At 60.7% G+C, this 19,312-nt stretch carries 21 protein-coding genes; 18 read left to right on the top strand and 3 right to left on the bottom strand.

Annotated features, from left to right (window positions below):
• Positions 1–2: 2 nt before the first annotated feature.
• From G0P99_RS09505 to G0P99_RS09455, 11 genes are all read left to right on the top strand, one after another.
• Positions 3–209, top strand: a complete 207-nt coding sequence (locus tag G0P99_RS09505) for a DUF1737 domain-containing protein (RefSeq protein ID WP_164129137.1) — start codon at positions 3–5, stop codon at positions 207–209.
• Positions 209–1,237 (top strand): MaoC family dehydratase, encoded by a 1,029-nt coding sequence (locus tag G0P99_RS09500; protein WP_164129136.1) that lies wholly within the window; start codon positions 209–211, stop codon positions 1,235–1,237. Before G0P99_RS09505 ends, G0P99_RS09500 begins: the two co-directional genes overlap by 1 nt.
• 127 nt (positions 1,238–1,364) lie before the next feature.
• The gene (locus G0P99_RS09495; RefSeq protein WP_164129135.1) at positions 1,365–1,811 is read left to right on the top strand and encodes a DoxX family protein; all 447 of its coding nucleotides are present in this window, start codon (positions 1,365–1,367) and stop codon (positions 1,809–1,811) included.
• A 99-nt stretch (positions 1,812–1,910) separates the two neighbouring features.
• Positions 1,911–2,570: a DUF1194 domain-containing protein gene (locus tag G0P99_RS09490; RefSeq protein ID WP_164129134.1), complete on the top strand. Its 660-nt coding sequence runs from the start codon at positions 1,911–1,913 to the stop codon at positions 2,568–2,570.
• Positions 2,571–2,783: 213 nt separating this feature from the next.
• Positions 2,784–3,170, top strand: coding sequence for a succinate dehydrogenase, cytochrome b556 subunit (sdhC, locus tag G0P99_RS09485; RefSeq protein ID WP_164129133.1), 387 nt, complete (start codon positions 2,784–2,786; stop codon positions 3,168–3,170).
• A gap of 12 nt (positions 3,171–3,182) precedes the next feature.
• On the top strand, positions 3,183–3,554 hold the full coding sequence (gene sdhD, locus G0P99_RS09480) for a succinate dehydrogenase, hydrophobic membrane anchor protein (RefSeq protein WP_164129132.1): 372 nt from the start codon (positions 3,183–3,185) through the stop codon (positions 3,552–3,554).
• 18 nt (positions 3,555–3,572) lie between these two features.
• Complete coding sequence (gene sdhA, locus G0P99_RS09475) at positions 3,573–5,378, top strand: succinate dehydrogenase flavoprotein subunit (RefSeq protein ID WP_164129131.1); 1,806 nt, start codon at positions 3,573–3,575, stop codon at positions 5,376–5,378.
• Positions 5,379–5,390: 12 nt separating this feature from the next.
• Positions 5,391–6,167 (top strand): succinate dehydrogenase iron-sulfur subunit, encoded by a 777-nt coding sequence (locus G0P99_RS09470; protein ID WP_164129130.1) that lies wholly within the window; start codon positions 5,391–5,393, stop codon positions 6,165–6,167.
• Positions 6,168–6,346: 179 nt separating this feature from the next.
• Positions 6,347–6,502, top strand: a complete 156-nt coding sequence (locus G0P99_RS09465; RefSeq protein ID WP_164128593.1) for a hypothetical protein — start codon at positions 6,347–6,349, stop codon at positions 6,500–6,502.
• A gap of 428 nt (positions 6,503–6,930) precedes the next feature.
• Positions 6,931–8,100, top strand: a complete 1,170-nt coding sequence (locus G0P99_RS09460) for a type III PLP-dependent enzyme (protein WP_164129129.1) — start codon at positions 6,931–6,933, stop codon at positions 8,098–8,100.
• 78 nt (positions 8,101–8,178) lie between these two features.
• The gene (locus G0P99_RS09455; protein WP_164129128.1) at positions 8,179–9,024 is read left to right on the top strand and encodes a DUF1989 domain-containing protein; all 846 of its coding nucleotides are present in this window, start codon (positions 8,179–8,181) and stop codon (positions 9,022–9,024) included.
• A gap of 42 nt (positions 9,025–9,066) precedes the next feature.
• Here G0P99_RS09455 and deoD read toward each other — a convergent pair whose 3' ends face one another.
• The 3 genes from deoD to G0P99_RS09440 form a co-directional block, all read right to left on the bottom strand.
• Positions 9,067–9,774 carry a purine-nucleoside phosphorylase gene (deoD, locus tag G0P99_RS09450; RefSeq protein WP_164129127.1) on the bottom strand — a complete coding sequence of 236 codons (708 nt, stop codon included), beginning with the start codon at positions 9,772–9,774 and terminating at the stop codon, positions 9,067–9,069.
• Between the two features lie 18 nt (positions 9,775–9,792).
• Complete coding sequence (locus G0P99_RS09445) at positions 9,793–10,110, bottom strand: H-NS family nucleoid-associated regulatory protein (RefSeq protein ID WP_164129126.1); 318 nt, start codon at positions 10,108–10,110, stop codon at positions 9,793–9,795.
• Positions 10,111–10,226: 116 nt separating this feature from the next.
• Positions 10,227–12,227, bottom strand: a complete 2,001-nt coding sequence (locus G0P99_RS09440) for a protein meaA (RefSeq protein ID WP_164129125.1) — start codon at positions 12,225–12,227, stop codon at positions 10,227–10,229.
• A 150-nt stretch (positions 12,228–12,377) separates the two neighbouring features.
• Between G0P99_RS09440 and G0P99_RS09435 the strand changes: the two genes are divergently transcribed.
• From G0P99_RS09435 to G0P99_RS09405, 7 genes are all read left to right on the top strand, one after another.
• The gene (locus G0P99_RS09435; protein WP_164129124.1) at positions 12,378–13,778 is read left to right on the top strand and encodes a 1-acyl-sn-glycerol-3-phosphate acyltransferase; all 1,401 of its coding nucleotides are present in this window, start codon (positions 12,378–12,380) and stop codon (positions 13,776–13,778) included.
• Positions 13,779–13,886: 108 nt separating this feature from the next.
• Positions 13,887–15,173 carry a crotonyl-CoA carboxylase/reductase gene (gene ccrA / locus G0P99_RS09430; RefSeq protein WP_164129123.1) on the top strand — a complete coding sequence of 429 codons (1,287 nt, stop codon included), beginning with the start codon at positions 13,887–13,889 and terminating at the stop codon, positions 15,171–15,173.
• A 211-nt stretch (positions 15,174–15,384) separates the two neighbouring features.
• Positions 15,385–15,603 carry a hypothetical protein gene (locus G0P99_RS09425; protein WP_164128592.1) on the top strand — a complete coding sequence of 73 codons (219 nt, stop codon included), beginning with the start codon at positions 15,385–15,387 and terminating at the stop codon, positions 15,601–15,603.
• On the top strand, positions 15,542–16,261 hold the full coding sequence (locus G0P99_RS09420; RefSeq protein ID WP_164129122.1) for an autoinducer binding domain-containing protein: 720 nt from the start codon (positions 15,542–15,544) through the stop codon (positions 16,259–16,261). The genes G0P99_RS09425 and G0P99_RS09420 overlap by 62 nt, the downstream gene beginning before the upstream one ends.
• An 85-nt stretch (positions 16,262–16,346) precedes the next feature.
• Positions 16,347–16,985 (top strand): acyl-homoserine-lactone synthase, encoded by a 639-nt coding sequence (locus tag G0P99_RS09415; RefSeq protein ID WP_164129121.1) that lies wholly within the window; start codon positions 16,347–16,349, stop codon positions 16,983–16,985.
• A 60-nt stretch (positions 16,986–17,045) separates the two neighbouring features.
• On the top strand, positions 17,046–18,581 hold the full coding sequence (locus G0P99_RS09410) for an ATP-dependent RecD-like DNA helicase (RefSeq protein ID WP_164129120.1): 1,536 nt from the start codon (positions 17,046–17,048) through the stop codon (positions 18,579–18,581).
• The gene (locus G0P99_RS09405) at positions 18,578–19,306 is read left to right on the top strand and encodes an SDR family oxidoreductase (RefSeq protein ID WP_164129119.1); all 729 of its coding nucleotides are present in this window, start codon (positions 18,578–18,580) and stop codon (positions 19,304–19,306) included. The genes G0P99_RS09410 and G0P99_RS09405 overlap by 4 nt, the downstream gene beginning before the upstream one ends.
• Positions 19,307–19,312 lie beyond the last annotated feature (6 nt).

Raw genomic sequence — 19,312 nt, 5'->3', positions numbered from 1 at the left:
AAATGTCGAAACTCTATCGCCTCCTGACCGAGGAGGACACGTCGGCCTTCTGCCACAAGGTGTCGGACGCGCTGGCCAAGGGGTGGGAGCTTTATGGCTCTCCGGCTTATGCCTATGACGCGGCCAATGGCATCATGCGCTGTGCGCAGGCAGTGACCAAGGATGTCCCGGCCGACTACTCCGCTGACATGAAACTGGGACAGCAATGATGGCAAAGACCAATCCGGGCCGTTTCTTTGAAGACTATGCCGTAGGTCAGGTTCTGCACCACGCGGTGCCGCGCACTGTGACCAATGGCGAGCGCGCGTTGTACCATGCGCTTTATCCGGCACGCCATGCGCTCTATTCCTCGGATGCGTTTGCGCAGGCATGCGGGTTGCCGGGCAGCCCGATCGACGATCTGGCGGCGTTTCATGTGGTGTTCGGCAAGACGGTGCCGGATGTGTCGCTGAACGCGGTGGCCAACCTGGGCTATGCCGAAGGCCGCTGGCTGAAACCGGTCTATGCGGGGGATACGCTGCGCTCGGTTTCCGAGGTGATCGGGCTGAAGCAGAACTCCAACGGCAAGACCGGCGTGGTCTATGTCCGCACGCGCGGACTGAACCAGCGTGACGAGACCGTCATGGAATACGTCCGCTGGGTGATGGTGCGCAAACGCGACCTGGAGGCGCCCGCGCCGGAAACCGTGGTGCCCGAACTGAAAAAGGCGCTGGCGCCCGCCGATCTGGTGGTGCCCGAGGGGCTGGATTTCTCGACCTATGATTTCGCGCTGGCGGGCGAGCCGCATCGCTGGGGCGACTATGCCGTGGGCGAGACCATCGACCATGTGGACGGCGTGACGGTGGAAGAGGCCGAGCATATGCTGGCCACGCGCCTGTGGCAGAACACGGCCAAGGTGCATTTTGACCTGACCTTCCGCCCCGAGGGGCGGTTGATCTATGGCGGGCACGTGATCTCGATGGCGCGCGCGCTGAGTTTCAACGGGCTGGCCAATGCGCAGATGATCGTGGGGCTGAACGGCGGGGCGCATGCCAATCCCTGTTTTGCGGGCGACACGATCAAGGCGTGGAGCGAGGTGCTGGACAAGGCCGAGACCGGGGTTCCCGGTGTCGGCGCGCTGCGTCTGCGTCTGGTGGCGACCAAGGGCGGTGCGCCGTTCGAGTTGCGCGATGAGGCGGGGAAGTACCGGCCCGACGTGCTGCTGGACCTCGACTATTGGGCGCTGATGCCCGTCTGAGGGCTGGTTCCAAGGCGGATTAAGCGACCTATACGAAAGAACAGAACGGGGTCCGTGCCAACGGATCCCGTTTTTGATATACTTGAGCCTTGAAGTTGGCGGACTCGCAACCGAAAGGAATCGACCCGTGACCGAGCGTTACAAGGAATATGATTTTCATCGAAAGAATCTAGGAAGCACATTGTCGATGGATGCGCCGATGGCACATTGGCTGTTACGATTTGCGTTGTCGGCAACGTTTCTCTTTCACGGCGCAAACAAAGCCACGCAGATTCCGACCGCGGCCGAGACGTTTGGTTTGTCGACCGGGACGATGACCATGGTGGCCTCTGTGGAATTCGCCGTACCGGCTTTTCTGGCCCTGGGCGGTCTGACAAGTTCCCAGTTGGGCGACGTGCTGACCAGGTTGGCGGGCCTGCTGGCGATCGTCATTCTGGTCGGGGCGATTTCAGTGGTCCATTGGGGACAGTGGAGTTTTACACCGAGTGAAACCCATCCCTATGGCGGGATGGAGTTTCAGGTTACACTGATCGCTATCGCGTTGTTTTTTGTGTTCAGAGGCAACAGCGCCTGATTGCGCAAGGCCCTGCCGTCGCGCGGCGCCGGTTCCCGAAATCGTGATCGGCTCCTTTATCGCAGGACAGATTGCCCAGCCTGTTGTAGCCTGCTTTCCATGCGGTTTTTGCTTTCGCCGTTGGCGGTTTTGATCTCTGGCCCGGTCGTAGCCTGCGATTTGGCGCTGGCCTTGGCGGTGGATGTGTCGGGTTCGGTCGATGCCGAGGAATACCGCATCCAGATGGACGGGCTGGCGTTTGCCCTGAATGATTCCGTGATCTCCGAGGCGCTGGTGCGGGCCCGGGCGCGGCTGATGCTCGTGCAGTGGACCGGCGTTTCCCGACAACAGATCACCATCCCCTGGACAACGGTCGATACATTCGAGGCGCTGGATGCGTTTGCCGGGCGTGTCGCGAACGACCCGCGTGTCTGGCGGAACTACTCCACCGCCGTGGGCGAGGCGCTGGAAACCACGATGGAGGCGTTTGCCGAGGTCGGCGATTGCACGCGACATCTGATCGACCTGTCCGGCGACGGACCATCAAACGAAGGGATCGAGCCGAAAGCGCTGCACCCCTATTTGCGGGCCTTGGGCATCACGGTGAATGCGATTGCCATTGAACAGAGCGAGCCGGATCTGACCGCCTATTACTATGAAAACGTGATCGTCGGAGAGGGTGCCTTTGTCGTCACCGCGTCGGGATTCGCCGATTACCCCGAACGCATCCGGAAAAAGCTGTTGCGCGAAGTCACCCAGCAGAACGCCGCTTTGGATTGAGGCGGCCCGGATTCGTGATCACAAGCCTTCCCGCTGCTATCGCTCACATTCCAGTCGATAGGAATGAAATGTGATCACGCTGTTTATTTGCGTGATCACAAAAGCGAAATTCTGGGTGGCAAGGACAAAAAACCGCGCCATTTTGCAGTTGCAGCGCGTGACAGATCGAAAAAAACCGGTAAAACCAAGCGCAGCCAACGGAAAGGAGCCACCATGGCCGATGTCAATCGGGGCAACCGCCCGCTTTCGCCGCATCTGTCGATTTATCGTCCGCAGCTGACCTCTGTCACTTCGATCCTGACCCGGATTACCGGCAACGCGCTGATCCTTGCCGCGCTGCTGATTGTCTGGTGGTTTCTCGCGGCCGCGACCTCGCCCGAGTATTTCGCCGTTGCCGACGGGGTCATCACCTCGCTTCTCGGCGATCTGGTCATGGCGGCCTCGCTCTGGGGGCTGTGGTATCACACCCTGGCGGGTATCCGGCACCTGATCTGGGACTATGCCCTGGGTCTGGACCTGCCGACAGCCGAGAAACTGGGTTGGGCCGTTGTGATCGGCTCTTTTGTCCTGACACTCGTGACCCTCTTGGTCATCGCATAACGGAGGCCGAAGATGCGTTATCTTACCGACCGTAAACGCGCCGTTGGCATGGGTTCGGCCAAATCGGGCGTGCACCATTTCTGGATGATGAAGGTACAGGCCGTGGCGCTGCTGCTGCTGATGCCGCTGTTCGTCTTTACCTTTGGCCCGATGCTGGGTGAGCCGCACCAAGCGGTACTGGAATACTTCTCGCGCCCGTTCCCGGCGATTGTGGCCGCCCTGACGCTGGTTGTCGGCTTCAAGCATTTCGCCGACGGCGCCCAGGTGATGATCGAGGACTATGTGCACGGGCTGATGCAGAAGGTTCTGATCATCCTGGTGATCTGCCTTTCCTATGCCGCTGCCGCGACCGGCCTTTTCGCCATCGCGCGCATCGCACTTTAAGACCGGAGCTTGGATACAATGGCTGCTTACGCATACGAAACGCACGAATATGACGTTGTCGTGGTCGGCGCCGGTGGGGCCGGTCTGCGCGCAACGCTGGGCATGGCCGAACAGGGGCTGCGCACCGCTTGTGTGACCAAGGTGTTCCCGACCCGCTCGCACACCGTGGCCGCGCAGGGCGGGATCGCCGCGTCGCTGTCGAACATGGGGCCGGACCACTGGCAGTGGCACATGTACGATACCGTCAAGGGGTCGGACTGGCTGGGCGATACCGACGCGATGGAATACCTCGCCCGCGAGGCGCCCAAGGCGGTGTATGAGCTGGAACATTACGGTGTGCCGTTCTCGCGTACCGAAGAGGGCAAGATCTATCAGCGCCCGTTTGGCGGGCATACGACCGAGTTTGGCGAAGGCCCGGCAGTGCAGCGCACCTGTGCGGCGGCGGACCGGACCGGCCACGCGATCCTGCACACGCTTTATGGCCAGTCGCTGAAGAACAACGCGGAATTCTACATCGAGTATTTCGCCATCGACCTGATCATGTCCGAGGATGGGCAGTGCCAGGGCGTTGTCTGCTGGAAGCTGGATGACGGCACCATGCATGTGTTCAACGCCAAGATGGTGGTGTTGGCGACTGGCGGTTATGGCCGCGCCTATTTTTCCGCCACTTCGGCGCATACCTGCACCGGCGACGGTGGCGGCATGGTGGCCCGTGCGGGCCTTGCGCTGCAAGACATGGAATTCGTGCAGTTCCACCCGACCGGGATTTACGGTTCGGGCTGCCTGATCACCGAAGGCGCGCGGGGCGAGGGCGGTTACCTGACCAACTCCGAAGGCGAGCGGTTCATGGAGCGTTATGCGCCCCAGTACAAGGACCTGGCGCCGCGCGACTATGTCAGCCGTTCTATGACCATGGAAATCCGCGAAGGCCGCGGCGTGGGCAAGGATGGCGACCATATCCACCTGAACCTGAGCCACCTGCCGGCCGAGGCGCTGGCGGAACGGCTGCCGGGTATCTCGGAAAGCGCCAAGATCTTTGCCGGTGTGGACGTGACCAAGGAACCGATCCCGGTTCTGCCGACCGTGCATTACAACATGGGCGGCATTCCGACCAACTACTGGGGTGAGGTTCTGAACCCGACCGCCGCTGACCCGAACGCGGTTGTTCCGGGCCTGATGGCCGTGGGCGAGGCGGGCTGTGCCAGCGTTCACGGGGCGAACCGGCTTGGGTCGAACTCGCTGATCGACCTGGTTGTGTTCGGTCGTGCGGCCGCGATCCGGGCCGGCAAGGTCGTGGACCGCGATGCATCGAACCCGGTGCTGAACATGGCTTCGATCGAAAGGGCGTTCGACCGGTTCGACGGGCTGCGCCATGCCAAGGGCAACATTGCCACCGCCGAGCTGCGGCTGGAGATGCAGAAGACGATGCAGGCCGACGCCGCCGTGTTCCGCACCGCCAAGACCATGGCCGAAGGCGTCGAGAAGATGACCGCGATTGCTGCCAAGATGGATGACCTGAGCGTGTCCGACCGCAGCCTGGTCTGGAACAGCGACCTGATGGAAACGCTGGAGCTGACCAACCTGATGCCGAACGCACTGGCCACCATCGTCGGCGCCGAGGCACGCAAGGAAAGCCGGGGCGCCCATGCGCACGAGGATTTCACCACCCGCGATGACGAGAACTGGCGCGTTCACACCGTGTCCCGTGTCAAGGGCAACAAGGTGGATCTGAGCTATCGTCCGGTTGTTGTCGATCCGCTGACCACCGAAGAGCAAGGTGGCATCAGCCTGAAGAGAATCGCGCCCAAGGCGCGGACGTTCTAAGGAGACGGACCCATGGCTGAATTCAGACTCCCCAAGAACTCTCGCATCACCACGGGCAAGACCTGGCCCAAGCCCGAGGGAAAGAACATACGCAAGTTCCAGATCTATCGCTGGAACCCGGATGACGGGCAAAACCCGCGGGTCGATACCTATTTCGTCGACATGGACGATTGCGGGCCGATGGTTCTGGATGCGCTGATCTACATCAAGAACAAGATCGACCCGACGCTGACCTTTCGCCGGTCGTGCCGCGAGGGGATCTGTGGCTCTTGCGCGATGAACATCGACGGGATCAACACCCTGGCCTGTATCTATGGCATGGACGAGATCAAGGGCGACGTGAAGATCTATCCGCTGCCGCATATGCCGGTGGTCAAGGACCTGATCCCCGACCTGACGCATTTCTATGCGCAGCACGCGTCGATTATGCCCTGGCTGGAAACCAAGACCAACCGCCCGGCCAAGGAGTGGAAACAGTCCATCGAGGATCGCAAGAAGCTGGATGGCCTTTATGAATGCGTGATGTGCGCGTCCTGTTCGACCTCGTGCCCCAGCTACTGGTGGAACAGCGACCGCTACCTCGGCCCTGCCGCCCTGCTGCATGCCTATCGCTGGATCATCGACAGCCGGGACGAGGCGACGGGCGAGCGCCTGGACGACCTGGAAGACCCGTTCAAGCTGTACCGCTGCCATACGATCATGAACTGCGCCAAGACCTGCCCCAAAGGGCTGAACCCGGCCAAGGCGATTGCCGAGATCAAGAAGATGATGGTCGAACGGACTGTCTGACCTCCGGTCTTAGAACGTTTTAGCGGGCCCGCCTCTGGCGGGCCTGTTTCTTTTTCAGGGCGCGAACAGCCTTGCTTTTTCTGCATGTCGAGCCTGCGCAACTGTGCGATGCATTCGCCCTGTTTCGAACTTAGGTTGTGCCGCAGGGAGGGGCCAAATCTGAAACAAGGATGACGCCCATGAACGCCGTAATCAAACCCGCCGACACGCGCCGCAGCCCCGCACAAGAGGCGCTCGCCATGCTGGAGCAGGCCTGGGCCTATTACACACCGGAGAAGCAGCCGGTGCAGCGTGAAGAGCAGTTGGAGTTGTTCCAATACGCCAATGCCGCCTGAGGCACGTGTTGCCAGCACGACTCCAGACCGATAGGACGGGGTCATGCCCGTCCTTCTTCTCATTCTGGCGCTAGGGGTTTTTGGCTATTTCCTGTGGCGCGCGCGTACAACGACCCTGACCCGAAACTGCCGGTGGCGATTGGATCGCGATGCCGGTGAATGGGCTTGTGCATTTTGCGGCGGACGCATCAGCGGCCCTGTGGATAAGTCCCCAACCTGTTGCGTTCAAATACTGAATCGGGGTCAGTGAAAAAATTTCTGCGGGCTGAGAAATTTTTTCTTGAAACGACTCAAAGATGGCCCGATATGCGGTTTTAAGACGCCAACGCACGCGCCTCTGTCGTAAGGGACGCACCCTATGGTTACGCAGCGACGGTAACGTCTCCACCTTAGCCTCACGGCATTGACCGTGCTTGTTGGAGATGACCATGAACGCTCTCGTAACCGGGCTTTTGGCCCGCGAAGGCGCGACTCTGTCCCGCGCCGAAGTTTTTGCCCTGACCAACCGTTTTGAGCGGCCGACACTGGTGATTGACACCGAGGCCGTAGCCCGCCAGTTCGCCGCACTGGCGCAGGGGCTGGGTCGTGCGCGTATCCACTATGCGGTCAAGGCCAACCCGCTGCCCGAGATCCTTGAAACGTTGGTTGGGCTGGGCAGCAATTTCGATGCCGCCTCGCGCGCCGAGATCGAGCTGTGCCTTGCCGCCGGTGCTTCGGCAGAGCGGATTTCCTTTGGCAACACGGTCAAGAAACCGGCCGATATCGCCTGGGCGCATGCGGTTGGGGTAACGCTTTTTGCGGCGGATGCCGAGGACGAGCTGGACAAGATCGCAGCGCATGCACCGGGTGCGCAGGTCTATATCCGGATGATCGTCGAAGCCTGCGAGGCCGACTGGCCGCTGAGCCGCAAGTTCGGCTGTGCGCCTGACAAGGCAATTGCTGTGCTCGATTATGCGCGTTCCGTCGGGTTGAAGCCGGTTGGTCTGTCGTTCCACGTCGGTTCGCAAACCCGCCGTGCCCAGATGTGGGTGCCGGTGCTGGATCAGGTCGCCGCCGTCTGGCATGCGGCCCGCGACGCAGGCCATCGCCTGAGCCTGCTGAATATCGGCGGTGGCTTTCCGGCCTTCTACGGTCAGGAAGTGGATGCGCCCGAGCTGTATGCCGCCGAGGTGATCCGCCTGGTGCGCGACCGGTTCGGCGATGTTCCCCATGTCATGGCCGAACCGGGCCGGGGCATGGTGGCCGAAGCCGGTGCTATTGCCGCCGAGGTATTGCTGGTGTCGCGCAAATCCACCAACGACCTGCATCGCTGGGTCTATCTGGACATCGGCAAGTTCTCGGGTCTGGCCGAAACCATGGACGAGGCGATCCGCTATCAGTTCCTGACCGAGCGTGAGCACGAGGCAACCGGTCCCTGCATTCTGGCCGGTCCGTCGTGCGACAGCGCCGATGTGCTCTACGAAAAGAAACCGGTGCAGTTGCCCGTGGGTCTGCGCGCCGGTGACCGGATAGTGATCCGCAATTGCGGCGCTTACACCTCAACCTATGCCAGCGTCGGCTTCAACGGCTTCCCGCCGCTTGACGTTGTCGCGATCTGAAGGCTCCAAGTCGGCGACGGCCTTGCGTCGCCGACTGCGGGGCGGCTTTATGGGGGGACAACTGACAGGTGATCCCCCATGACCCAAGCGCCCCCTGACGCCGAAGCCCGCCGCGCGATTTCGCCGGTGATCTGCTATCCCATCGATACACTGCCCGTGCCCGATCTGGGGTTGTACCATTCTGCGCGGGCGACGGCCGGGAAAGTCGGGGAGGTCCTGGTTCCGCCGCGCGAGGGTCGGTGTTTCGAGGTGAAGGCGGGGCAGTTCTTTCGCATAAGTTCGGTCGAGGGGCCGCAGGTGGGCGATTTGAACCTGCATAATCTGCATGACCTGAAAGAGCGGTTCTTTTCGGGCAAGACCCGTGCGCTGCACGGGACACATGTCACGACTGGGGAGCGGCTGTGGTCGAACCTGCCCTATCTGCGCCCGATGGCGACCATTATCGAGGATACTCTGGGATGGTATGGCATCGACCCATTTGGCGGCTCGGTTCACGATGTCATCGGCACCCGCTGTGATCCCTATACCGGCAATCTGCTGGCCGGGGGTCATTATCACCATTGCTGTCATTCGAACCTGACGCGGTCCCTGGCCGACCATACCGGCCTGCCGCTGAGCGAGGCGGAAATGCTGGTGCATGACGTATTGAACGTTTTTATGTGCACCGGATTTACCCGCGATACGGGGCAGTATTTCATGAAGGCATCACCGGTGCGGCCGGGCGACTACCTGGATTTCTTTGCCGAGATCGACCTGCTGGGCAATCTGAGCGCCTGTCCCGGGGGCGATTGTTCGTCCGAACACTCGTCGGACACGGCCGCCTGCCATCCCTTGCTGGTGGAGATCTTTGCGCCGGTGCCAGGCGCCTTGGACGGCTGGTCGGAACCGCCGGTCAACGCCTATGACCGCAGCCACGGACGCTGAAGGACGGGCACGGCCCCAGGGCCGCGCCCGGTCTGTTGGGTGTCAGGACGGGAATGCCGCGTTGAGCGCGATCTGGACCATGTCGCCAAAGCTGGATTCGCGATCGGCGCTGGGCAGCGCCTCGCCCGTGAGCAGGTGATCGGAAACAGTCAGAACCGCCAGGGCCCGGCATTTGTGACGGGCTGCCAGGATATAGAGTTCGGCCGCTTCCATCTCGACGCCGAGAATGCCGTGCCGAACCATCTGTTCGTTCAGGTCGGGCCGCTCGTCGTAGAACACATCGGACGAATAGATCCCGCCGACATGAGTTTTCACCCCGCGTTTTTCGGCCGCTTTGGCCGCGGCGTTGAGCAAAGACCAATCTGCGCAAGGTGCATAGTTCAAGTCGCGGAATATCCCGCGTGACGGGGTGCTGAGGGTCGAGGCTGTCATTGCCAGGATCACATCGCGAACCGCCACGCTGTTCTGCATGCCGCCGCATGAGCCGATGCGGATCAGGGTCCGAGCGCCATAGTCGCGGATCAACTCGTTGACATAAATCGACAGCGACGGCATTCCCATGCCGGACCCGTGAAATGTTACGCGGTTCCCGTTCCAGAAACCGGTAAACCCAAGCATTCCGCGTACCTGGTTGACCAGTTTGACATCGGTCAGAAAAGTTTCGGCAGCCCATTTCGCCCGATAGGGATCACCGGGGAGCAACACCGTTTCAGCGATGTCTTCTTTTTCAGCGCCAATGTGAATTGTCATTTCCGGGCGGTTTCCAGTTCAGATTTCCAGATCGGAAATATCGGCACCGGAATGGAGGGCGTCGTGAATCCACTGGGGTTTCCGCCCGCGGCCCGACCAGGTCTGTTCCGGGTCGGCAGGGTTGCGGTATTTCGCTGTCGCTTTGGTTCCCTTTGTCGACTTGCGCGGCTCGCTGGCCAACTCTGCCAGAGAAAAGCCGAATTCGGCCGCGGCCTTCTCGGCGGCTTTCAGGGCTTCCTGCCGTTCCTTTTGTTCGGCTTCTTTTATCGCTGAATCCAGTTTCGCCCGAAGCGCTACCAGTTCCTTACGAGACATGCCGGTAAGGTCGATTCCCATTCTGGTCTCCGTCTTTTTGTGTTATTTATATAACGCTCCAAACGTAGCGCTATTAGCGCCACGTTAAGCACAGTTTAAGACGCACTTCAGCAACATATTTTGGAGAAACAGAGAAATTACTCTGCCGCGATGTCTTTTGTGCCGACCAGTGTCACAATATCCATCATTATCGAGTTCAATTCGAAATCCTTTGGCGTATAAACTTTTGCTACTCCCATCGCTTTGAGTTGCCGGGCATCATCGTCGGGAATAATGCCGCCGACAAGCACGGGGATATGGCCCAGCCCGGCTTTTCTCATGCTATCCATGACGTCCTGAACCAGCGGCAGGTGGCTGCCCGACAGGATCGACAGGCCAACGACATGGGCATTCTGATCCTGCGCCGCGCTTACGATTTCCTCAGGCGTCAGGCGGATGCCGTCATAGCTGATATCCATGCCGCAATCGCGGGCGCGGAAGGCGATCTGTTCCGCGCCGTTCGAGTGTCCGTCGAGACCCGGTTTGCCCACAAGGAATTTCAGGCGCCGGCCAAGGCGGTCGCTGACTGCGTCGACCTCGGCGCGGATGGTGTCGAGACCTTCGGTCTTGTTCGAGACCGAGCCAGAGACACCGGTCGGGCCGCGATAAGTGCCATAGGCCTTGCGCATCTCTTCGGCCCATTCGCCGGTGGTGACGCCTGCCTTGGCCGCCGCGATGGACGGCGCCATCACGTTGGATCCGGTGCGCGCGGCCTCGCGCAGTGCAGCCAGCGCCGCTTGCACGGCCGCATCGTCCCGGTCGCGGCGCCAGGTATCGAGCCGCGCGATCTGCTCCTGTTCGACCGCGGGATCGACGACCATGATGCCGCCATCCTCGGTTTGCAGGGGCGAGGGTTCGCCCTCGGTCCAGCGGTTGACACCGACCACCACGGTTTCGTTGCGCTCGATCCGGTTCAGGCGCTCGGCATTGGAATCGACCAGACGGGATTTCATGTATTCGATCGAGGCGACTGCTCCACCCATCGAGTCCAGGTTGGCCAGTTCTGCGCGCGCGCCTGCCTTCAACTCTTCGACCTTGGCATCCACGACCGGGTTGCCGTCGAACAGATCGCCATATTCCAGCAGATCGGTTTCATAGGCCAGGATCTGTTGCATCCGCATCGACCACTGCTGGTCCCAGGGGCGCGGCAGGCCGAGCGCCTCGTTCCAGGCGGGCAGTTGCACGGCGCGGGCGCGGGCCTTTTTCGACAGGGTCACGGCCAGCATCTCGATCAGGATGCGATAGACGTTGTTTTCCGGTTGCTGTTCGGTCAGGCCCAGGCTGTTGACCTGCACGCCATAGCGGAAGCGGCGGAATTTCGGGTCTGCGATGCCGTAACGGGTTTCGAGGATTTCGTCCCAGAGATCGACAAAGGCGCGCATCTTGCACATCTCGGTGACAAAACGGATGCCCGCGTTCACAAAGAAGGAGATACGGCCGCAGAGCGCCGGAAAATCCTCGGCCGGGACGCGGGGCTTCAACTCGTCCAGCACGGCGATGGCGGTGGCCAGCGCATAGGCCAGTTCCTGTTCCGGTGTCGCGCCCGCCTCTTGCAGGTGATAGGAACACACGTTCATCGGGTTCCACTTGGGCACGTTGGTGTAGCAGTACTCGGCCACGTCCGCGATCATCTTGAGCGAGGGTTTCGGCGGGCAGATATAGGTGCCGCGGCTGAGATATTCCTTGATCAGGTCGTTCTGGACGGTGCCTTGCAGTTTCGAGATGTCGGCGCCCTGCTCCTCGGCCACGGCGATGTAGAGTGCCAGCAGCCAGGGGGCAGTGGCGTTGATCGTCATCGAGGTGTTCATCTGCTCCAGCGGGATCTGGTCGAAGAGCACCCGCATGTCGCCCAGATGGCAAACTGGTACACCGACCTTGCCCACTTCGCCGCGCGCCAGTACGTGATCGCTGTCATAGCCGGTCTGCGTCGGCAGGTCGAAGGCCACGGAAAGGCCGGTCTGTCCCTTTGCCAGGTTGGACCGGTAGAGCGCGTTGGATTTCAGGGCGGTCGAATGTCCCGCATAGGTCCGGATCAGCCAGGGACGATCGGCCTTGCGCTCGGCGCTTGCGGTCTGACTGTCTTTCTGCGTCTGCGACATGAGTGACATCCTCGATTCTGGAGCGGCAATAAAATTACTCTGAGAGGTTCTAAATCGTAATTTTTGAGACATGTCAATTCGCTGCGTCGCGGCAAAAGTGGGGAGTGTCTGGCGATTGTGAGACAAGCAGTTTGGTGGCAGGGTGCGCATATGACCGAGACTGTTGAGCTTCCGCTTTGGCTGTTTGTGCTGATCGTGCTGTTCGCAGCGGTCACTTTTGCATCGCACTTTCTGTTCCCGTCGGTGCGATGGTTTTTCCGTCGCCGGTTGGAGCGTGCGGTCACCCGACTCAATTCGCGATTGGCGCGGCCAATTCAGCCGTTCAAACTGGCGCGGCGACACGACATGATCCAGCGGCTGATCTATGACCCCGAGGTCGCCCGCGCCGTTCAGACACATGCACAGGAAGAGGGCATTCCCGAAGCTGTCGCATTTGAACAGGCACGCAGGTACGCGCGCGAGATCGTCCCCGGCTTTTCCGCGTTTGCCTATTTCAGTTTCGCGATCCGTCTTGCCCGGTTCCTGTCGAACTCGTTTTACCGGGTGCGGCTGGGGCATCTGGACGCCGAGGCGCTGAAAGCGATCGACCCGAATGCGACAGTTGTTTTCGTGATGAACCATCGCAGCAACATGGATTACGTGCTGGTCACCTATCTCGCGGCCGACCAGTCGGCGCTGAGTTACGCGGTGGGGGAATGGGCCCGGGTCTGGCCATTGAGCCGTCTGATCCGCGCGATGGGAGCCTATTTCATTCGACGAAGGTCGCGCAGCGATCTCTACCGCAAGGTGCTGGCCACTTATGTCCGTCACGCGACCAAGGCCGGTGTGACACAGGCGATGTTTCCAGAGGGTGGGTTGAGCCTGACCGGGGGGCTGGGCAGGCCCAAGCTGGGTCTTTTGAAATATATCCTGGACGGGGCTGAACCCGCGGGGCCGGACGTGGTGTTTGTGCCGGTGTCGCTGAATTACGACCGGGTGCTGGAGGACACGATCCTGACCGCTGCGGCAAACAGCGGCGAGCGCCGGTTCCGGGCGCGGATCGGGGTTATTGCGAAATGGTCCCTGACACAATTCTGGCGCAAGCTGACGGGGCGGTTCCATCGGTTCGGATACGCCGCCGTGAGTTTTGGAGCGCCGCTATCCTTGAGTGCATTCCGGCAGGATAGGGAAGGGGATGTCACCGTGCCTTTGGCGCGGGAGTTGATGCTGCGCATCGGGGCGGTTGTACCGGTGCTGCCTGTGCCCATGGTGGCCTGGCTTATCCAACAGAATGGGCCAATGACCCGCAGCGCGCTGGCCTCGGCCTTTGACCAGGTCCTGGCGCGGCTTCCGAATGCTCATATCCACTTGCCGCGTGACGATCGCCATTATGCCATTGAAGTGGGACTGCGTCTGTTGGTCGACCGGCGCATCGTGGTGGAGCGGGACGGACGGTTCCGGCCGGGGACCGAGCGACAGGAGCTGTTGACCTATTACGCGGCCTCGATAGCGCATCTGATGGATGGAAATGCTGCATATGCGAAGGAACTTTCTGCAATTGCTGGGTCATAAAATTACAAAATGATGCCGAATGCTGTTGCAATGTTGCGCACTCGTTAGTACTTCATCCTCAGGGCCGCGATTCTGCATTGCGGCAATGACTTGATAAAGGAGGCCGAGATGGCTTTGGATACCGACAGCGGCATCGCGTCCTACGAGGCGCCCGAGAAAGACCTCTATGAAATGGGTGAAATCCCCCCGCTGGGGTTTGTGCCCAAGAAGATGTATGCTTGGGCGATCCGCAAGGAACGGCACGGCGAACCCAATACCGCGATGCAGCAGGAAGTCGTGGATATCCCGGTGCTCGACAGCCATGACGTTCTGGTGCTGGTGATGGCCGCAGGCGTCAACTATAACGGCGTCTGGGCGGCCCTGGGCAAGCCCATCAGCCCCTTTGACGGCCACAAGCAACCCTATCACATTGCCGGTTCCGATGCCTCGGGCATCGTCTGGGCCGTGGGCGACAAGGTCAAGCGCTGGAAGGTCGGCGACGAGGTCGTGATCCACTGCAACCAGGATGATGGCGACGACGAGGAATGCAACGGCGGCGATCCGATGTATTCGCCCAGCCAGCGGATCTGGGGCTATGAGACCCCCGACGGGTCGTTTGCCCAGTTCACCCGCGTGCAGGCGCAGCAGCTGATGCCGCGCCCCAAGCACCTGACCTGGGAAGAAAGCGCCTGCTACACGCTGACGCTTGCCACCGCCTACCGGATGCTGTTTGGCCACCCGCCGCATGACCTGCAACCGGGGCAGAACGTTCTGGTCTGGGGCGCGTCGGGCGGTCTGGGTTCTTATGCGATCCAGTTGATCAATACCGCAGGCGCCAATGCGATCGGCGTGATCTCGGACGAAGACAAGCGCGATTTCGTCATGGGGTTGGGCGCCAAGGGCGTGATCAACCGCAAGGACTTCAAATGCTGGGGTCAGCTGCCGACCGTCAACACACCGGAATATGCCGAGTGGCTGAAAGAGGCGCGCAAGTTCGGCAAGGCGATCTGGGATATCACCGGCAAGGGTGTGAGCGTCGACATGGTCTTCGAACACCCGGGCGAGGCGACCTTCCCCGTGTCGTCGCTGGTGGTGAAAAAGGGCGGCATGGTGGTGATCTGCGCCGGGACCAGCGGGTTCAACTGTACCTTTGATGTGCGGTACATGTGGATGCACCAGAAGCGCTTGCAGGGTTCGCACTTTGCCCATCTCAAGCAGGCGGCCGCCGCCAACCGGCTGATGCTGGAGCGCCGGCTTGATCCGTGCATGTCCGAAGTGTTCACCTGGAACGATCTGCCTGAGGCGCATATGAAGATGATGCGCAACGAGCACAAACCCGGCAACATGTCGGTTCTGGTCCAGTCGCCGCGCACCGGCCTGCGGACTTTGGAAGAGGTCCTCGACTCTCGCGGCTGACGCCGCACACGGAAAACGCCGACAGGATGGCCCGCGAATCACGTCTGTGGATCGCGGGTTTTTTCAGATTCTGCCCAAGCTTTGCGGTTTCAGAGACTTGCAAACACCTGCCTCGCTATTTTTGGGGAGTGGAAACCAGTGAATTTCTTAACGGAAGCAGCACATGCTATAGTTGAGTTAACGCTTCGTTAATCATTTCGGGGAGAGTCTGGTGCAACATAATGAATGGATCCTGGACGTACTGTCGGACCTCAAATCTTTCGCGACTGCGAATGGTCTGAACGCGCTTGCAGAACAGCTTGATGACACCAAGCTGATTGCCGCCGCCGAAATCGCGTCCAAGCACGAAGAGGCGTTGGCGCTTGCAAATGGGCGGAAAGGTCGATTTGGAACCCATCCTGGAGGAACTGGACGCTGCCAGCGCGCTTGACGGGCTGGAGCAGACCAACAGGCGGTTGCGCGACACACTTGGTATCGATCACATCGTCTATCACTGGGTGGACAGTGCCGGCGATCAATACGGGTGTACAACCTATCCGCAATCCTGGGTGGATCGCTATCTAACCCAAAACTACCATCGGATTGATCCGGTCATTCTTGGCTGTTTCCAAAGGTTTCATCCGGTCGATTGGAAACGGTTGGACTGGTCCGGCAAGGCGGCCAAAGCGTTTCTGAAGGACGCGATGGAACATGGAGTCGGCAACCAGGGGTTCTCTATCCCGATCCGGGGTCCGAACGGTCAGTTTGCCCTTTTTACCGTCAACAACTCTTGTGACGACTCGACCTGGTCCGATTTTACTGCGACCTATTCACGGGATCTGATCCTGATCGCGCATTACTTCAACCGCAAGGCCCTGGAATTCGAAGCCAACCGGCAGCCTGAATTCTCGCGCACCCTGTCCCCCAGAGAGGTCGACGCGATGACCCTGTTGGCCCTGGGGTACAACCGGGCTCAGGTCGCACATTCCCTGTCGATCTCGGAGCATACCTTGCGCGTCTACATCGAAAGCGCGCGCTTCAAACTTGGCGCCCTGAACACAACCCACGCGATAGCAACGGCGATGAGTCGCGGGTTGATCGTCGTTTAACCGGGTGAACGGTTTGCTGACCAGATATTAACCAATCCTATGTACCCCTTTTGTTCCATATCGGTACGGCAAGGGGAAAAAAGACATGCTGCGGTATTTATATGCGGACGAGTTGCACAGATTTCCCAAACTGGCGAGGTCGATGTTCTTGGACCGCGCCGACCAATTCAAGACACGCCTTGGATGGGATGTCGACGTCAGCGAGGCGGGAGAAGAGCGTGATCAGTACGACGACCTGAACCCGCTTTACGTGATCTGGGAAGAACCGGATGGCAGTCACGGTGGCTCAATGCGGTTTCTGCCCACGACCGGGCCGGTCATGATCAACGATGTGTTTGGTCACCTGACCGGCGGCAGCCCGATTTGCAGCCCGCTGATCTGGGAGGTGACACGGTTCTGTCTGTCACGTCGGGCCAGTTCGATCGTCGCGGGCGCGATCATGCTGAGTGGTGGCGAGGTGATGGAAGGGTTCGGATTGACCCATATTGCGGGCGTGTTCGACGACCGGATGATCCGCATCTACCGGTTGATCGGATCCTCGCCCGAGGTGCTGGGGAGTGAAGGCGAGGGCCGCAATCGGGTCTACGTCGGTTTGTGGCCTTATTCTCCGGCGGATTGCGAGCGTGTAGCGGCGCGTGCGGGTGTATCGCGTGAGCTGTCGCGCATGTGGTTCAATGCGGCATTCGGGACGGATCGGCAGCGCCGGAAACTGCGGACGGCGTAATCCTGAGGTTGCTTTCGGACGGTACTGGTGTGGCGCGTCCCTCGCCTGTAGGGTCGCGCCATGACAATGAACGCGGTCACCTATTCCGACGACCAGGCCAGTGCATATGACGCTATCGCCGAGCTGCTCCAAGCGGCGGGCGTCGACCTGGATGATGATTCTCTGTTGCGCCCTCCGGAAGGCGGCGCAACGGGCGTGATGGCTGTCATCGGCAAGGCGGGGTCGGGAAAAACGATGCTGCTGGCCGAGCTGTGCAAGGCTCTGACACAAGCCGGTGTGCAGGTCGTGTCCGGAGACTACGAAGGCCGCAAGAGCAAGGACCGGCGCACGCTAGCGATACTGGCGCCCACCAACAAGGCCGCCAGCGTGCTGCGTCTGCGTGGGGTCCCGGCAACCACGATTCACCGAATTCTCTATACCCCGGTCTATGACCCCGATTACGAACGGATCGCCGAATGGCTTGCCGGAAATGGCGAGCGCCCCGAGGTGGAGGGTCTGAGTGAAGAGTCGCTCGACCGGGCGGCTGCGTTTTATGCCCGCAACAGTTCGATTCCCGGCGCGCTTGCGGCCGCTGGGCTGCGGGGGTCTGACTTCATTACCGGGTGGAAGCGGCGAGATGAGCCGTTGGACATCGGGTTCATCGACGAGGCGTCGATGCTGGATGACCGGCAGTTCGAGGACCTGAAAGAGATTTTCCCGACATTGGTCCTGTTTGGGGATCCGGCACAGCTGGCGCCGGTGAACCAGTCGGGTTCGATGGTGTTTGACCAGTTGCCCGAACCCCGAAAGCTGAACCTGAGCCGTATTCACCGGCAGGAAGCGGATAGCCCGATCCTGGACCTTGCCCATGCGCTGGCGGATCCGCAGGTCGATTTCGAGACCTTCGAGCATATTGTCGAGGAGAAGGCCCGCCAGGACGAGCGTGTTGTCTGGGGACAAAGGGTCGAAGTCGATCTGATGGCCCGCAGTCCGGTTCTGGTCTGGCGCAACGCGACGCGCATTCGTCTGATCAATGCCTTTCGAACGGTCTATGGCGCCCCCGAGCAAGAGCTGATGGAAGGCGAGCCGCTGATCTGCGACGGGATTGAACTGCCACTCAAACACCGAAAAAAGCGCTTGGATCTTGAAGCGCGCGGGCTGATCAAGGGGGCGCAGGTGATCTATCTCGGGCCGGGACGCAAACCGGGGTTCTCGCGCCTGCATGTGATGGGCGCTGAGGATCCTCAGGTGTCGGCGGCGTCAATCGTCAAAATCGAAAAACCCGACGAAGAAGAACCCTTTATCCCCTTTGCTGCCCGCATGGGGGCCACGTTTCTGCATGGTGCGGCCGTTACCATACACAAGGCGCAAGGGTCGCAATGGGATACGGTTCAGGTTTTTGCCCCGGATATCTTTGCCGCTGCCCGCGCCGGTCGGGTTGAGGCGGGACAGCCATTGTGGAAGCGCCTTGCCTATGTGGCGATCACTCGGGCGCAGGAACGGTTGATCTGGGTGGTGCGCAATCGGCTGTCAAAGCCGACACAGCCCCTGCGAGTGGATGATCTGAAACAGGCAGAGGCGCCTGTTCTGAGATTGGAAGAGGAGATCACGCTGTGAAAAGCATTCTGATTACCGGCGCCAGTTCAGGCATTGGCAGGGCAACGGCCGAATTGTTCCTGGCCGAGGGGTGGACGGTTGGAGTGTTGGCACGGCGCGGCGATCTGTTGGACGCATTGGCCAATGGTCACGAGCGGGCCATTCCCCTGGTCGCGGATGTCACCGATCCAGAGGCTGTTGAGGCGGCGTTTGACCGGTTCTGCACGCAGGCCGGGCGACTAGATGTCCTGTTCAACAACGCCGGGATCTTTGCGCCGGGCGGAACCATCGACGAGATTGCACTGGAGGACTGGTTCCGTTCGGTGAACGTCAATCTGAACGGGATGTTTTTGTGCGCACGCGCGGCATTTGCCAGGATGCGGCGGCAAGAGCCTCAAGGCGGCCGGATCATCAACAACGGTTCGATCGCCGCGCATGCGCCGCGGCCCAACTCGGTGCACTATACGGCGACCAAACACGCCATCACCGGGCTGACCCGCAGTCTGTCCTTGGACGGTCGGGGATATGGGGTTGCGGCGGGTCAGATCGACATAGGCAACGCTCGGACCGAGATGGTCGCGGGCCTGAACAAGGCTGCGTTGGAACAGGGGCGCGACCCGGATCCGACAATGGGTGTTGCCGATGCCGCGCGCTCGGTGCTGCACATGGCCAGCCTGCCGGCCGATGCCAACGTTCTATTTATGACAGTGATGGCGACGACAATGGCATATGTCGGCCGGGGGTGAGCCCCG

Source organism: Ruegeria sp. PrR005 (genome assembly GCF_010500245.1).
In the GTDB taxonomy this organism is placed as follows: Bacteria; Pseudomonadota; Alphaproteobacteria; order Rhodobacterales; family Rhodobacteraceae; genus Ruegeria_B; species Ruegeria_B marisflavi.
This window is presented reverse-complemented; position numbering and strand designations above follow the sequence as displayed.